At 63.9% G+C, this 14,134-nt stretch carries 12 protein-coding genes; 1 reads left to right on the forward strand and 11 read right to left on the reverse strand.

What is annotated here, in order from left to right; all coding sequences use genetic code 11:
* Window positions 1-2 precede the first annotated feature (2 nt).
* The 7 genes from AC1DWQ_RS16735 to AC1DWQ_RS16765 form a co-directional block, all read right to left on the reverse strand.
* The gene (locus AC1DWQ_RS16735; RefSeq protein WP_477670650.1) at window positions 3-974 is read right to left on the reverse strand and encodes a dipeptidase; all 972 of its coding nucleotides are present in this window, start codon (window positions 972-974) and stop codon (window positions 3-5) included.
* 73 nt (window positions 975-1,047) lie between these two features.
* Entirely contained in the window at window positions 1,048-1,812 is a 765-nt protein-coding gene (locus AC1DWQ_RS16740; protein ID WP_477670752.1) for an ABC transporter ATP-binding protein, read from the reverse strand.
* Between the two features lie 23 nt (window positions 1,813-1,835).
* Window positions 1,836-2,684, reverse strand: coding sequence for an ABC transporter ATP-binding protein (locus tag AC1DWQ_RS16745; protein ID WP_477670651.1), 849 nt, complete (start codon window positions 2,682-2,684; stop codon window positions 1,836-1,838).
* Window positions 2,681-3,595, reverse strand: coding sequence for a nickel transporter permease (gene nikC, locus AC1DWQ_RS16750; protein WP_477670652.1), 915 nt, complete (start codon window positions 3,593-3,595; stop codon window positions 2,681-2,683). Before nikC ends, AC1DWQ_RS16745 begins: the two co-directional genes overlap by 4 nt.
* Window positions 3,592-4,686: an ABC transporter permease gene (locus AC1DWQ_RS16755; RefSeq protein WP_477670653.1), complete on the reverse strand. Its 1,095-nt coding sequence runs from the start codon at window positions 4,684-4,686 to the stop codon at window positions 3,592-3,594. The genes nikC and AC1DWQ_RS16755 overlap by 4 nt, the downstream gene beginning before the upstream one ends.
* Before the next feature lie 13 nt (window positions 4,687-4,699).
* A complete protein-coding gene (locus tag AC1DWQ_RS16760; protein ID WP_477670753.1) occupies window positions 4,700-6,304 on the reverse strand; it encodes an ABC transporter substrate-binding protein in 1,605 nt (534 codons plus the stop codon).
* Window positions 6,305-6,985: 681 nt separating this feature from the next.
* A complete protein-coding gene (locus AC1DWQ_RS16765) occupies window positions 6,986-7,816 on the reverse strand; it encodes a YecA/YgfB family protein (RefSeq protein ID WP_477670654.1) in 831 nt (276 codons plus the stop codon).
* 129 nt (window positions 7,817-7,945) lie between these two features.
* On the opposite strand from AC1DWQ_RS16765, the gene AC1DWQ_RS16770 reads away from it, so the two are divergent.
* Complete coding sequence (locus tag AC1DWQ_RS16770) at window positions 7,946-9,727, forward strand: FMN-binding glutamate synthase family protein (RefSeq protein WP_477670655.1); 1,782 nt, start codon at window positions 7,946-7,948, stop codon at window positions 9,725-9,727.
* Window positions 9,728-9,770: 43 nt separating this feature from the next.
* Here the strand turns inward: AC1DWQ_RS16770 and AC1DWQ_RS16775 are convergent, their stop codons facing one another.
* The 4 genes from AC1DWQ_RS16775 to lptB form a co-directional block, all read right to left on the reverse strand.
* Complete coding sequence (locus AC1DWQ_RS16775) at window positions 9,771-10,190, reverse strand: putative toxin-antitoxin system toxin component, PIN family (protein ID WP_477670656.1); 420 nt, start codon at window positions 10,188-10,190, stop codon at window positions 9,771-9,773.
* Window positions 10,187-11,617, reverse strand: coding sequence for a THUMP domain-containing class I SAM-dependent RNA methyltransferase (locus AC1DWQ_RS16780; protein WP_477670657.1), 1,431 nt, complete (start codon window positions 11,615-11,617; stop codon window positions 10,187-10,189). Before AC1DWQ_RS16780 ends, AC1DWQ_RS16775 begins: the two co-directional genes overlap by 4 nt.
* 42 nt (window positions 11,618-11,659) lie before the next feature.
* Window positions 11,660-13,195 (reverse strand): RNA polymerase factor sigma-54, encoded by a 1,536-nt coding sequence (locus AC1DWQ_RS16785; protein ID WP_477670658.1) that lies wholly within the window; start codon window positions 13,193-13,195, stop codon window positions 11,660-11,662.
* A gap of 144 nt (window positions 13,196-13,339) precedes the next feature.
* Window positions 13,340-14,131 (reverse strand): LPS export ABC transporter ATP-binding protein, encoded by a 792-nt coding sequence (lptB, locus tag AC1DWQ_RS16790; protein WP_457282376.1) that lies wholly within the window; start codon window positions 14,129-14,131, stop codon window positions 13,340-13,342.
* Window positions 14,132-14,134 lie beyond the last annotated feature (3 nt).

A 14,134-nucleotide genomic window follows, 5' to 3' on the forward strand; every position in this document is an offset into this window, starting at 1 on the left:
TCTTATGCGTGCTGCCAGGCGATGCCGGCGACACGCATCATATTGTCGCCCATCACACCTTCGATCTCGGTTGCGCTCAGGCCCACCTGGCGCAGCGCTTCGGGCAGCAGTTGCCAGGTTTCAACCGGCGTGTATGTCATGCGCTGTACGGCGCGGTCATAGCCAGCCGATTTGGGCCACCAGTAGGTGGGATCGTAGTCGCCGGGAGGGTTGTCATTGAGCTCATCCTGCCGGAAGCTGATGTCCAGGCCGATGCCCGCATGCTGCGCGCCGACCAGGCCCGCCACATAGGCCACATGCCGCGCCATGTCATCGGCTGTGGGGGTGCGTGTGCCCAGGAAGGCAGAGACGCCCGAGACGCACACCACGCCGCCGGTTGCGGCGCAGGCGCGTATCTGCTCGTCGGTGATGTTGCGCCCGTGCTCCACCAGCGCAAGCGGGTTGGCGTGGCTGAAGATCACCGGCTTGGCCGAGGCAGCCATGATGTCCAGGCTGCAGCGGCGGCCGGTGTGCGAGCAGTCCATCAAGAGGCCCGCCTCGTTCACAGCCTGCACCATGCGCACACCCAGCGGCGTGAGGCCGCGTGCTTCGTCGTGACAGCCGTCGGCCACGCTGTTGTTGCGGTTGTAGGCGAAATGGATTTGCCGCACGCCGAGTTCGCGGTACAAGGTCACCATATCGGGCCGCTCCTGCAGGGGCATCGCGCCTTCCAGGTCAAAGCCGATGGCAAGCTGGCCCGCCGCCGCGGCCTCGCGGATCTCGTCCACACTGGACACCAGCCGATAGCGCCCGGGGTTCGCGGCAATCTTCGCGCGGAAGGCCGCAATGACCGCCATGATTTGCGCCACCGGGTTCATGTCCATGCCGACATTGACGGACACATAGTTCACGCCCGCAGTGCGCAACGCGTCCATCGGCGAAAAATCGGCTGCCGGGTGCAATGGCAGGCAGGCGTGGGCTTCCCAGTGGATCATGGCGTGGCGTGTGGTGTTGAAGAGAAATTAAAGCATGCGGCGCTGCGGCGCGCCAGACCTGCCTGGTAACGATTTACGCCGTGGCGGATACGTCGGCCGCTGCGCGGCGTTTGAACCCGGTGGAAGCCTCCATCAGGCTCAGCGTATAGGCATTCGTGACTTTGTGTGCCGCCAGGTCGGCCGCAGGCAGCATCTCCACCGTCTGGCCGCGCTGCATCACCATCAGCCGTTCACACAGGTGCGTGACGACGGCCAGGTCGTGGCTCACCATGACGAAAGTCAGGCCGCGCCTGCGGCGCAGTTCTTCGAGCAGGTTGAGCACCTCGGCCTGCACCGAGGCGTCCAGCGCCGAAGTGGGTTCGTCCAGCAGCAGGATTTGCGGCTCGAGAATCAAGGCGCGCGCAATCGCGATGCGCTGGCGCTGCCCACCCGAGAGCTGGTGCGGGTAACGAAAGCGAAAGCCCGTGCCCAGCCCGACTTCTTCCAGCGCACGTTCGATGCGCGCCTCTGCGTCGTCGATGCCGTGAATGGCCAGCGGCTCGGCGAGGATGCGGTCTACGGTGTGGCGTGGATGCAGTGACCCGTACGGGTCCTGAAACACCATCTGCACCTGCCGCCTGAAGGCCTTGCTGCCGGGTGCGCTGTCCTGGCCCAGCAACTTGACCGTGCCGGCCGTGCGCGGCGCGAGCCCGCAGATGGCGCGTAGCACGGTGGATTTGCCGGAACCCGATTCGCCGACGATGCCGAAGCTTTCGCCGGGGTTCACGACGAAGGAGGTATCGGCGACGGCGACAAAGCTGTCGTACACCACGCGCAGGCCGCTGACTTCCAGGCCCAGCGATGCAGATGAAACCACGGCATTCACAGCGCCCACTCCGGTTGACGGTCCAGCGTGGCCAGCGGATGCGTGGACGCGCCCAGCTGCGGCAGGCAGGCCATCAGGCCGCGTGTGTAGGGGTGCTGCGCATTCGCCAGGCCGCCGGCAGCCAGCTCTTCCACAACCCGACCGGCGTACATCACGAGGATGCGGTCGCAGAAGGTCGACACCAGCCGCAGGTCGTGCGAGACCAAAATCAAGCCCATGCCGCGCTCAGCCACCAGCGTGTCGAGGATGGCCAGCACCTGCAGTTGTACCGTCACGTCCAGCGCCGAAGTCGGCTCGTCGGCGATCAGAAGGTCCGGGTCGGCGATCAGCATCATCGCGATCATCGCGCGCTGGCCCATGCCGCCGGACACCTCATGCGGGTAGAGTTTGTAGACGCGCGCCGGGTCGTCGATGCGCACGGATTCCAGCGCGGCGAGTGCGCGCTTTTTTGCTTCCGCCGACGAAACACGGGTATGGGCTTGCAGCGTCTCCACGATCTGTGCGCCTATGGTCATGACGGGGTTCAGCGAAAACTTCGGATCCTGCAACACCATGGCGATGCGGCCGCCGCGCAGTTCGCGGCGTTGGGCGGGCGGGCAGTTGAGCAAGTCCATGCCGGCGAACTCAAGACACTTGGCGCTGATGCGGCCTTCCGGTGCGGTCAGCCCCATGATGGCGCGGCCGGTTTGTGACTTGCCCGAACCCGACTCGCCCACGATGCCCAGGCGCTCACGGCCCAGCGTGAAGGACACGCCGCGCACCGCCTCGGTCATGCCGCCGTCACGGCGCGGAAAGCTCACGCGCAAGTCGTCGACCACCAGCAGGGGCATGTTGGCGCCCGTCATTTGGCGGCCTTCGGGTCCAGCGCATCGCGCAGGCCGTCGCCCAGCAGGTTGAAGGCCAGGCTCACGACAAAAATCGCCGCGCCGGGCGCGGCGGCCACCCACCACTGGTCCAGCACATAAAGACGCCCATTGGCGATCATCGCGCCCCACTCCGGCATGGGCGGCTGCGCGCCCAGGCCCAGAAAACCCAGCCCGGCGGCGGTCAGGATGATGCCGGCCATGTCCAGCGTGACGCGCACGATCACCGACGACACGCACAGCGGCATGATGTGGCCGAGCACGATGCGCCAGGGCGATGCGCCCAGCAGCCGCACGGCGGCGATGTAGTCGGTCTGGCGTATCGTCAGCGTTTCGGCCCGCGCCATGCGCGCATAGGGCGGCCAGGAGGTGATGGCGATCGCGATCACCGCGTTCTGGATGCCGGGGCCCAGCGCCGCGACAAACGCCAATGCCAGAATGAGACGCGGAAACGCCAGAAAAATATCGGTGATGCGCATCAGCACCGCATCGACCCAGCCGCCGGCATAACCCGCCACGGTGCCCACGATGAGGCCCAGCGGGGCTGCCAGCACCGCCACCAGAATCACCACCATCAGCGTGATGCGCGAGCCGATGATGATGCGCGAGAGGATGTCCCGCCCCTGGTCATCGGTGCCGAACCAGTGCGCCCACGAAGGCGGCAGCAGGCGTGTGGTGCGCAGGTCGCCGGTGTAGGCCGAATACGGCGCGAGCAGGTCGGCAAAAATCGCCACGAGGACCAGGCCCAGCACGATGAAGAGGCCCAGCATCGCCAGCCGGTTGCGCGAAAAATCGTGGCAGCCGTGGTACATGCGGCCCATGAAGGCCTGGCGGCGCGAGGCAGGGCGGTCGGTGCTCAGCCAGTCGCGCAGGGATGCAACCTTTGAAGTCATCGGATACGCGTCCTTGGGTCGAGCAGCTTGTACAAGACGTCTGACAATAAATTCAAGCCGACAAAGATCGAGCCCACCACAATCGTGCCGCCCAGCACCGCATTCATGTCGGCGTTCTGCAGCGAGTTGGTGATGTAGAGACCGAGGCCTGGCCAGGCAAAGACGGTTTCCGTCAGCACCGAGCCCTCGAGCAGGCCCGCATACGACAGCGCGATCACCGTGACCAGCGGCACCATGGCGTTGCGCAGCGCATGGCGCCAGATGATGCGCGACTCCGACAGACCCTTGGCGCGCGCGGCGACCACGTATTCCTGCGCGAGTTCATTGAGCATGAAGGAACGCGTCATGCGGCTGATGTAGGCCAACGCGAAATAGCCGAGCAGCGAAGCCGGCAGGATGAGGTGCGAAAACACATTGCGAAAAGCCTCCCACTCGCCGGTCATGGCTGTGTCGAGCAGCAAAAGCCCGGTGATGGGCTTGAGTGTGTACTCATAACTCACGTCGATCCGGCCCGGCCCGGAGACCCAGCCCAGCCGCGCATAAAACACCACCAGCGCCATCAGCCCCAGCCAGAAGATGGGCACCGAATAGCCCACCAGGCCGATCACGCGCACCACCTGGTCCACCAGCTTGCCGCGCCGCACTGCGGCCCAGACGCCCAGCGGCACGCCCAGGCCCGCGCCTATCAGGATGCCCAGGCTCGCCAGCTCCAGCGTGGCCGGAAAGGCGCGCTTGATGTCCGTCATCACCGGGTTGGCTGTCAGCACCGAGACGCCGAAGTCGCCCTTGAGCACCTTGCCGATGTAGATGTAGAACTGCTCATACAGCGGCTTGTCCAGCCCCAGCTCCTGGCGCACCCGCTCGATCACATGCGCCGGTGCGCGATCGCCCACGATGGCCAGCACCGGGTCAATGGGGATCACGCGGCCGATGAAAAACGTGACCGCGAGCAGGCCCAGGTAGGTGAGCAAAATCACCACCAGGAAGTTGACTAAGCTCCTGGCGTGCGGCGTGAAGCGTTGGCCCGCCGTGCGCGTGGTCACCGCACTGAGCGGCGCCACGCCGGCGGCTGTGGGGTCGGGAATGGCCAAAGTCGGTGGCTTATCAGCGCTTGGAGGCGTTGAACATGTAGTTGCTGTCGAAGGTGGGGCCCAGCTTCAGGCCGTCCACGTTGCTCCGGAAAGCCGCCACCTCAGTTTGCTGGTACAGCATGATGAAGGGGCTGGTCTTGCGGAACTCGGCCTGCAGGTCCTCATACATCTTCTTGCGCTTGCCGGCATCGCGCTCCAGCACCGCCGCGTCCGACTGCTTGGTCAGCTCGGGAATCGCCCAGGCATTGCGCCAGGCCAGCGGCTTGGCCTTGGCATCGTCGGCGTTGTCGGGGTTGCGCGTGAAGGTGTCGGCGTTCGAATGCGGGTCCCAGTAGTCGGCGCCCCACTGGCCGATGTACATGTCGTGGGTGCGGGCGCGGTACTTGGTCAACGTCTGCTTGCCGTCGCCGGGAATGATCTCGATGTCGATGCCGGCCTGCTTGGCTGTTTGCTGGAAGGCCTCGGTGATGCCCTGCACCGGCTGGATGGTGCGCATGTCGATGGTGACCTTGAAGCCGTTGGCAAGGCCCGCTTTGGCCAGCAGCGCCTTGGCCTTGGCCACGTCGAGCTTGTAGGGCTTGACGGTGCTGGCGCCCAGCAAACCCTGCGGCAGAAAGTTCTGATTGATCACGCCGATGTTCTTGACCAGTGTGTCGCCGATGGCGTCGTAGTCGACCAGGTATTTCAGGGCCTCGCGCACTTCGGGCTTGGCCAGGTTGGCGTTCTTCTGGTTCAGGCTGATGTAGTAGACCGTGCCCTTGGGCGTGGAAGTCATCTTCACATCTTTGTTGGTCGAGAGCGCGGCGATGTCCTGCGGGCTCAGGTTGCGGGCGATGTCGATGTCGCCTTTTTCCAGCAGCAGGCGCTGCGTGGCCGATTCCTTGACGTGGCGGTAGATCACGCGGGCCAGCTTGGGCTTGGCGCCATAGTAGTTGTCGTTGCGTTCCAGCGCCACGATTTCATTGGCTCGCCATTCGCGCAGCTTGAGCGGGCCGGAGCCGGCGTAATTGGTTTTCAGCCAGGCATAACCCCAGTCGCCGTTGACCTCTTTCGACTGCACCAGCTTCATGTCGACAATGCCGGCCACGTTGGCCGTCAGGCAGTTGAAGACAAAGGTGGGCGCATAGGCCTTGTCGGTTTCCAGGGTCACCACGGTCGGGCTGGTGGCCTTGATCTTGTCCTTGACGTTGGTCTTGGAGAAACCGAACTGGGTCAGGATGAAGGCGGGGGATTTGTCCAGCATCACGGCGCGCTGCAGCGAATACGCCACTTCTTCGGCCGTGAGTGGATTGCCGGAGGCGAATTTGATCCCGGGCTTGAGCTCGAAGGTGTAGGTCTTGCCATCGGCCGAGACGGTCCAGGACTTGGCCACGTCGCCCACCAGTTTGGAAGGGTCGTTCACATCCAGGCGCAGCAGGCGGTCATAGGTGTTGCCCATGATCTCGCCGGCGGACAGCTCAAAGGCTTCGGCCGGGTCCATGGTGATGATGTCATCGAAACCGAAGGCCAGCACCAGGGTGTCTTTGGGCGTGGCGGCCAGCACTGCGCCGGCGCTGCAGGCCAGCATGGCGGCTGCGGCAGTGGCGCAAAGAACGCGGCGGCTGAGGTGGGGAAGCATGTGGTTCAAGATGATTTCCTTCGGTTGGACAGTCAAACAAACATTGCGCCTGACCGCTTGTGGCGGCCGCGCCCGGGGGTCTCAGGGGTGAGCAGGAATCATGCCCATGCCGCTGGTGGTTGCCGCCGGTAACTTGTACATACAAGTCAGGGACCTGTTCACGGTCCAGGGCGACTGATGCATTCTGCGCCGCCGACCGCGCGCGTCAAGACCCGGGTTTTCCGCGATTGCTGACTTCATGAAAACCGGCGGTCCGGCGGCGGACCGCCTGGCCGTCGCCCACGTAACCAACACCGTTGCCCCAAAAAAGTGTCCAGACGCCGCCTTCCAGCGTGAAGCGTTACGACCTGCTGCTCGGCGGAATATCCTGGTGGACAACCGGCTGAACTCTGCGGGTTTTACCGGTGTTTGTTGTTGCTATTAAAAACATAGCTGCTGGCGCCCATCCATATTGGGCTTAAGGCCGAAACTTCCCCTGAAAACAGCCTGAACCGGGTCTGGTTTCAGTTTCGGGGCAAATCCCTTCTTCTGGCGCGTTCAGGAGGCCTCGCAAGCCTTGTTCTTGAGGTCCAAAAGTGGCTCGAGGTCAATTAAATAGGGCGCCACAAGCTATGAAATTGATAGCGATCGCTCGGTGCGTCCGGACCCGGCAAAGGACACCTGCCGTCAGATCACCGGCCTTTACCCCGCCCCGTGACACTTCTTGTATTTCTTCCCGCTACCGCAATAACACAGGTCGTTGCGCCCGGGCGTGGCCTCCACCCGCACCGTCTCGACCTTGGGGCCCATGGTCTTCCACAACTCACGCAAGTCATACACCGCCCAGATGGCCTCGCCAAAAGCGTTGAGCCTGGCAATGCTGGTGCTGGGCGTGCCGTCTTCGCTCAGGGGTGACACCTCGGGCGGGGCGCTATCGTCTTCGGTCATGGCGACCACGGCCTGCAGGGCGCCGTCGAGCCATTTGGCGGCGTCTTTGTCACGCGGCGCCATCCACTCGTCGGGCCAGCTTTCCACCGCAAACATGAAGCCCAGCGCCCAGACCTGCGCGAATGCGGGCAGGTCTTCGCCCTTGAAAGCGGCACGTTCGTCGGGCGGCATGTCGGCCACGGCGCCGCGTATGTCCATGACCTCGGGGTGGTAGCAGTTGTCGTCTTCGAGCGAGTCCACTTCGGCGTCCAGCGCCGTTTCGACTTCCTGCCAGCGCTGGTTCCAGAGCATGAGGAAGCGCTCACGTTGCGCGTCGCTGGCGAACGAGCCGCCTTCCGGATCCGGTGCCTCGCCCTCAGCGGGGACGGCGAGCAGCACGGGCAGGTATTCGGCTGCCTCGATGGGCCGGCGCGAGCAGATCACGGCGGCCATGAAGCCTTCGCAGAATTCCCACTGCGGCGTTTCGTCATAGCGGGTGCGCAGGTCGTCGAGGATGGCATCGAGCTCGTCGAACGCCTCGACTTCCAGGAAAACCGGCTCCGGCGAGGGCTTTGAAGGGATGACGGATTTGGGGGTGGGCTTCATGAAAAAAACAGTTCTGAGCGTCACATGAGGCTCTTATGATGCAAAGTGTATCTGGCGCGTCGCGGCCGTATGCCCCTGATATGACTCTGTTTTGTGCCCTTTTGTGACCCCTCCCCCGGAAGCTCCACCATGTTTCTTCAGCGCCTGGATGCCTGGTTCCCCGTCCGTTACACCTTTATGGCCCTGTGCGGGCTTGCTGCGCTGCTGGGGCTGCTCGGCCTGATGGTTTTTGGCGTCGGGAAGCTGGCGCTGGTTTCCCTGGTGGCCGGTGTGGTGCTGGTGTGTGTCGGTGTGCGCGACTTGCGGCAAACGCGCCATGCCGTGCTGCGCAATTACCCGGTCATCGGCCACCTGCGTTTCCTGTTTGAGTACATCCGGCCCGAAATGCGCCAGTACTTCATCGAAAGCGACAGCGAGGCCACGCCGTTTTCCCGTGCCCAGCGCTCGCTGGTGTACCAGCGCGCCAAGGGCGAACCCGACAACCGGCCGTTCGGCACGCAGCTGGACGTGGGCGCGCAGGGGTATGAGTGGGTCAACCATTCGATGTCGCCGACCAAACTGTCAACCCACGACTTCCGTGTCTGGATAGGCGGCACGCCCGATCATCCGTCGCCCTCGGTGGAGCCCTGCACGCAGCCTTATCACGCCAGCGTGTTCAACATTTCGGCACTGAGCTTCGGATCGCTCTCGGCCAATGCCATCATGGCGCTGAACAAGGGCGCCAAACTCGGCGGCTTCGCGCACGACACGGGCGAAGGCTCGATCTCGCAGCACCACCGGCTGCATGGCGGTGACCTGATCTGGGAAATCGGCTCGGGTTACTTTGGTTGCCGCAACGAGGACGGCACGTTCAGCGAAGAGCGTTTCGCCGCCAACGCACGCGACCCACAGGTCAAGCTGATCGAGCTCAAGATGAGCCAGGGCGCCAAGCCCGGCCACGGCGGCATCCTGCCGGGGCCGAAGGTCACCGAGGAAATCTCGGCGGCGCGCGGTGTACCGCAGGGCAAGGACTGCATTTCGCCCTCCAGCCACAGTGCATTTTCCACGCCGGTCGAGATGATGCATTTCATCGCCAAACTGCGAAAGCTGTCGGGCGGCAAGCCGACCGGCTTCAAGTTCTGCATCGGACACCCGTGGGAATGGTTTGCGATTGTGAAAGCCATGCTGGAGACCGGCATCACGCCGGACTTCATCGTGGTGGACGGCGCCGAGGGCGGCACGGGCGCGGCGCCCGTCGAGTTCACCGACCACGTGGGCGCGCCGCTGCAGGAGGGCCTGCTGCTGGTGCACAACACGCTGATCGGTGTCAATCTGCGCAGCCGCGTTTCCATCGGTGCCGCCGGCAAGGTGGTGAGCGCGTTTGACATGGTGCGGCTGATGGCGCTGGGCGCCGACTGGTGCAATGCCGGGCGCGGTTTCATGATGGCGCTGGGCTGTATCCAGGCGCAAAGCTGCCACACCGGCAAATGCCCGACGGGCGTCACCACGCAAGACCCGGTGCGCCAGCAGGCACTGGTGGTGCCCGACAAGGCCGAACGCGTGCGCAATTTCCACCGCAGCACGCTGCATGCGCTGCAGGAGCTGGTGCAGGCCGCGGGCCTGTGCCACCCGCGCGAAGTCAACGCGCATCACATCGTGCGGCGCCTGACCGATACCGAGGTGCGGCTGCTGAGCAACCTCATCATGCAGGTCGAACCCGGCGCGCTACTGGGCTCGCTGGAAAAACAGAACACGGTGTTCAGCTACTACTGGCCGCTGGCCAGCGCGCACAGTTTTCGCGCCAATGGCGTGGGGCCGGGTGGGCACATGCCTGCGCAAGCCAACGGCATCCGTATGCCGGTGACGGGTGATGCCGCGGCGGTATCGGGGGCAGTTCCCTCTGGCGCCTCCGCAGAGCGCGCTGCGGGTTAAACGCCTCTCACGGCATTCCGGGTCATGAACGGGTCGCTATTAATTAAATAGCTGCTTGCGCACGTACACCCTGGGTCAGGAGCCTTTTCTTCATTGAAAGCACATGCCGGTCCTTGCTGAGCAGCAAGGCCTTGCCAGTCACCGCCAGGTCGATGAACTTCTGGTCGTCGGGGTCGCTGCAAGTGACACCGGCCTTGGCTGCCACCTCCGTCAGGCGAGCATGCCGGTCAAAGGCGGCGAGCACGTCATCGGCGCTTAATTCGTAAAACGCCAGGCGGGGAATGATTTGCGGATAGGCCAGCACGCGCTCAAGTTCGTCGCGCATGGCCTGCGTGGCCAGCCAGTCGAGCTCGCCGGCCTCCAGCGCTTTTTTCAGTGGCTGCGCTGCCGCGTCATTGAAGACAAACACGTCGAGGACGATGTTGGTGTCCAGCACGACAGGCTGGCGCACTGAGGCCGTCACGCCGCCGGCTCGTTCGGTGGGGTGGGGGCGGCTGCGCCGGGCTTGCCGCGTGCGGAGCCCGCCACCATGTCAAAGCGGAACAGGCGGCATTCGATGGGACCGTTCCACATCGGCACGCGCCGCGATTCTTTCAGGCGCATCTTGCCGGGCAGTTTGAGGTCGGGTGTGAGCACGTGAGCGGTCCAGCCGGCGTAATTTTTCTTCCAGTGCGCGGCCAGTTGTGGAAAAAACTCCGTCGCTTCTTCGCCCCAGGCGTTTTGTGCCTGCTCGCGGCCGGGGTTCGCCGAGCGGTCGCGCGATGTCTCGAAGGCGGGTTCTTCACGTGTGTCACCCCGATCACCGCTGTCCCGGTTCAGCGGCTGGCCAAATTCGTCGATGGGCTGGTTGCGGTGGTCCTGCTGCACGCGTCCTTCGGCCTGTCCTTGCTGGCGGCGCTGGTCGCGCCCCTGCACGCCGGTGATGCCGGCCACACCTGCCACATCAATACGCTCGCCGTAAGGCGGATTCACCAGCATCACGCCCGAAGGCGCGGGCGGCATGCGCTGCAGGGCGTCGCCGCCGCGGAATTCCACCGCATTGGCCACACCGGCACGCTCGGCATTGCGTTCGGCAAAGTCGACCATGCGGAAAGACACGTCGCTGCCGAACACCGGCGCTGTAGGTTCGGTGATGGCGGCTTCGGCCTGGTCGAGCAGGCCGTCCCAGACATGGCCCTGGAAGGGCAGGTATTTCTGAAAGGCAAAACGGCGGTTGATGCCGGGCGCAATGTTGCAGGCGATTTGCGCGGCTTCAATCGCGATGGTGCCCGAGCCGCAGCAGGGGTCATAGAGCGGCACGCCTTCTTTACAGAGCTGATCCCATCCGCTGGCGGCAATCATGGCGGCGGCCAGGGTTTCCTTCAGCGGGGCATCACCCTTGTCTTCGCGCCAGCCGCGCTTGAAGAGCGGCTCGCCCGAGGTGTCGATGTAGACCGTGACGGTGTCCGTCGTCAGGTGCACGTAGACGCGCACGTCGGGCCAGCGCGTGTCGACGCTGGGCCGCACGTCGTCGAACTTGGCGCGAAAGCGGTCGGCGATCGCGTCCTTGATCTTCAGCGCCGCGAAGTTCAGGCTTTGCAGCGGGCTGTGCTGGGCCGTGATCTCGACCTTGAAGGTCTGCTTGGGCGTGAACCAGATTTCCCAGGCCACGTTGGCAGCTGCGTTGTAGAGGTCTTGTTCGCTGCGGTACTGGTTGTGCTGCAGCTCGATCAGCACGCGCTGCGCCAGCCGGCTGTGCAGGTTGAGCTGCAACGCGTCGCGCCACGAAGCCTGCAGCTGCACGCCGGCGCGCCAGGCTTTGCCGTCGATCCCGGTGACACGCTTGACCTCGGTGGCCAGCAGGGTTTCGACGCCTGCGGCGCACGGTAAAAAGAGTTGGAGTTGATTCATGACTGACTTTGAGGGGCGGGGCAGCGCGGCCTGATTGGGCGGCTAGAGTGATTTGCGCAGGTTGGCGGGCGCGATGCGGAGCGCCTCGCGGTACTTGGCCACGGTGCGGCGGGCGCATTCAATGCCCTGCTCCTTGAGCATTTCGGAAATCTGGTTGTCGCTGAGCGGCTTCTTGAGGCTTTCTGACGAGACAAATTGTTTGATGAGCGCGCGCACCGCTGTGCTGGAAGCATTGCCGCCGGTTTCGGTGCCGAGTGCGGAACCGAAGAAATACTTGAGCTCGAAAGTACCGAAAGGGGTGCCCATGTACTTGGCCGTGGTCACGCGGGAGATGGTGGACTCATGCAGGCCCAGTTCATCGGCGATTTCGCGCAGCACCAGCGGCCGCATGGCGAGTTCGCCGTGCGTGAAGAAGTTTTTCTGCCGTTCCACAATCGCGCTGCTTACGCGCAGGATGGTGTCAAAGCGCTGCTGGATGTTCTTGATGAACCAGCGGGCCTCCTGCAGGCGCTGCTGCAGCGCCTGGCCGCCCTGGCCTTTGTGCTGCTTGAGGGCATTGGCATAAATGTCGTGCACGCGAAGGCGCGGCATGACGTCGCCATTGAGCGAAACCTTGAAGCCCCGGCCCGATTTGATGACGATGACGTCGGGCACGATCAGGTTGCGCTCCACGTTCACAAAGCGGCGCCCGGGCTTGGGGTCGAGCCGGCCAATCACCGTGATGGCGCCCTTGATGGCGGCTTCGGTGAACCCACACAGGTGCGACAGGCGCTTGACATCGCGCTTGGCCAGCAGCTCCATGGGTTGCTTGCACATGGCAATGGCTGCGCGGGTTTCTTCGCAGTCCTTGCAGTCCAGCAGTTGCAGGCTCAGGCATTCCGCCAGGTTGCGCGCACCGACACCGGCAGGCTCCATGTGGTGCAGCAGCTTGAGCGCCATCGCAAAACGCTGCTCCAGCTCTTCCGCCTGCGCCATGTCATCTCTTGCAAGACCGGCCGCGAGCGACGCCAGGCTGTCTTCAAGGTAGCCGTCGTCGTTGAGCGATTCAATGAGGAAGTGCAGCGCGGCGCGATCTTCCTCCGACAGGCGCAAGCTCAGCGATTGCCGGTGCAGGTGGTCCTGCAGCGACTCATGGCTGCCCGTGAGGTCGGAGGCCTCGGCTTCGCTCTCTTCATTGTTGTTCTTGCGCGCCGGTGCGTCGCTTCCCCACTCGCTGTCGTCGGGCGTGGTTTCTACCGTGCCATCGCCTTCCCAGCTTTCCTCGAGCTTGGGCTCCGCACTGACTTCTGCGTCATTCGGGGCTGTAGCGCCAGTCTCGTCTGCGCCGCCAGCTATCGAATCCGTAGCAGATTCAAACTCGCGGCTGTCCTGGCTTACCGGCGTGTTGATGTGCTCCAGCCCAAACTCTTCGCGCACCGCCGTCTCTTCCGACACTTCCAGAAACGGGTTTTCGTCGAGCATCTGCTCGACCTCCTGGCTCAACTCAAGCGTCGACAGCTGCAACAGCCGGATCGACTGCTGCAGCTGGGGCGTCAGCGCAAGATGCTGCGAGACGCGGAGTGACAGGCCTTGTTTCACTGGATTTTCAAATGTGCGGAAAGATAAAACGACATGTCTTCGGCCAGCAGGGGCCGCGGAACTGGCTTCGCCAGGCCGCAGGCGCCGTCCCCAGAGGGGGAGAGGGAGCTACACGAAGTGAGCGACAACAGGGGGGAACCATCTTCACATCTTGAAGTGTTCGCCGAGATAGACTCTTCGTACATCGGCGTTGTTCACGATCTCGGACGGTGTGCCTTGCGCCAGCACATGGCCGTCGCTGATGATGTAGGCGTGGTCGCAAATGCCCAGTGTTTCACGCACGTTGTGGTCGGTGATCAGCACGCCGATGCCGCGCGATTTGAGGAAACCGATGATGCGCTGGATTTCGATCACGGCAATGGGGTCGATACCGGCAAAGGGCTCATCCAGCAGGATGAAGCGCGGCTGGGTTGCCAGCGCCCGCGCGATTTCGACCCGGCGGCGCTCGCCGCCCGAGAGCGCCGGTGCCGGTGAGTTGCGCAAATGATCTACCCGCAAATCCTGCAGCAGCGCGTCGAGCCGCGACTCGATGTCTGCGCGCCCCAGCGGCTTTCCGGTTTTGTCGAGCTGCAGCTCCAGCACGGCACGCACGTTTTCTTCGACCGTGAGCTTGCGGAAAATCGACGCTTCCTGCGGCAGGTAGCTCAGGCCCAGGCGGGCACGCAGGTGAATCGGCATGTGCTCGACCGACTCGCCGTCGATGGAAATTTCGCCTGCATCGGCGCGCACCAGGCCCACGATCATGTAGAACGAGGTCGTTTTGCCCGCGCCGTTGGGGCCCAGCAGGCCCACGACTTCGCCTTTTTGCACGGACAGCGAAACGTCCTGCACCACCTTGCGGCTGCCGTACGATTTTTGCAGACCTTGCGCAACAAGGCGGCTGGGGGTCAGGGCAGGAGCGGCCGGGGCCGCTGAAGTGTCAGTCACCACATCCATCTG

The organism is Polaromonas sp. P2_G11 (genome assembly GCF_056403595.1).